Here is a 1208-nt window from a genome sequence, read left to right on the forward strand (position 1 = left end):
CTACCCTCCCACTTCGCTGGGTACAGCCTCAAAACCTCGCTCGGCATGGGTGGTGGAGATGAGCAAGTCCATCTGGCACGTGTGCCGCCAGCTTTCCATGGGTATGCCATTGTCGTAGGAGAGCTCGTCTTGGGTAGGGGCCATCCAGGCAGGTAAACTGGATTCGGCTCTTGCAGACAGGGATCCATGGGGTTGCTTATAACCTATGCTCGGCTTATCGTTTTCCAGGGCAACAGAGATCCCTTGTTGTTGTGTCCAATCCTAGTAGCCTGCAGGAGCTAGAAGAACCTGCCGCTCAACTTGGGGAGTCGAGAAATGCAAGACATCAAGGCCAATGCTCCGCGAATTCTCCTCAATTGGCCAACTCCGCCAGACTATATCCCGCCCCCGCAGCTTTCAGATCGGCAGGTCAGTCTTTGCCCCAAGAGGAAAGCCAAGGGCTTTGGACTAAACTTTGTCAATCTCTCTAAGGAATTGGTGGAGTGCCCAGAGGGAGACTATGACCTCTATGACTTTGTGCAGCAGTCTGAGCAAATTACAAATAAGGAGTTTGACCTAGTTATTGTTTGGACTTCCAGCTTCGACTACAGCAATCCTCTTAATACCAAAAAGTTTGGCTGTCCAACTGTTTTACTGGCTGGAGACACCCACCACTGGGAGTTTCCCATCAACCATCTCTTGGCCTACTGGGCTACTGAAGGCTTTGATTACGTCGCTACTGCCTATAACTTCCAGCATTTGCACTGGTTTGCCGCAGCAGGCGCTGAGAATCTTGCCTGGTTGCCTCTTATCTCCATGCGCACTGTTACCCACGATTGGGTGGAAGATAGAGAAAATCAAGTGGTCTTTATCGGCCAACAGGGATCCCGCCATCCCAGGCGTTGCCGGCTGGTTCAAGCCATAAAGAATGCAGATTTGCCCATCCTCATCAAAACAGCCAACCGCCAAGAGGCAGCCAAATGGTTTGCCCATTCTCTGATTTCCTTTAACTGCAGCCAAAATGGGGATCTGAACTTAAGGAACTTGGAAGTGATTTCTGCAGGGGGCTTTCTGCTTACTGACCAGCTCTCCTTCGCCTCAGGATTGGACGAACTTTTGGCGCCCGGCACCTACTGCGACACCTACAACTCCGAAGCCCAACTCCTGGAGAAAATCCGCTACTACCTAGACCATCCCCAGGAGGCCATTCAAATTGCCCGCCGCGCTTA

General features: G+C 51.8%; 2 protein-coding genes. One reads left to right on the forward strand and one right to left on the reverse strand.

The genetic code is table 11. From position 1 onward, the window contains the following. Positions 1-144, reverse strand: coding sequence for a hypothetical protein (locus NW820_RS12475; RefSeq protein ID WP_011432125.1), 144 nt, complete (start codon positions 142-144; stop codon positions 1-3). A 171-nt stretch (positions 145-315) separates the two neighbouring features. Between NW820_RS12475 and NW820_RS12480 the strand changes: the two genes are divergently transcribed. Beyond that, positions 316-1208: glycosyltransferase (locus tag NW820_RS12480; RefSeq protein ID WP_414407654.1), on the forward strand; the 893-nt coding region annotated here is incomplete at its 3' end.

This window comes from Synechococcus sp. R55.7, assembly GCF_047461955.1.
Taxonomy (GTDB): Bacteria; Cyanobacteriota; Cyanobacteriia; order Thermostichales; family Thermostichaceae; genus Thermostichus.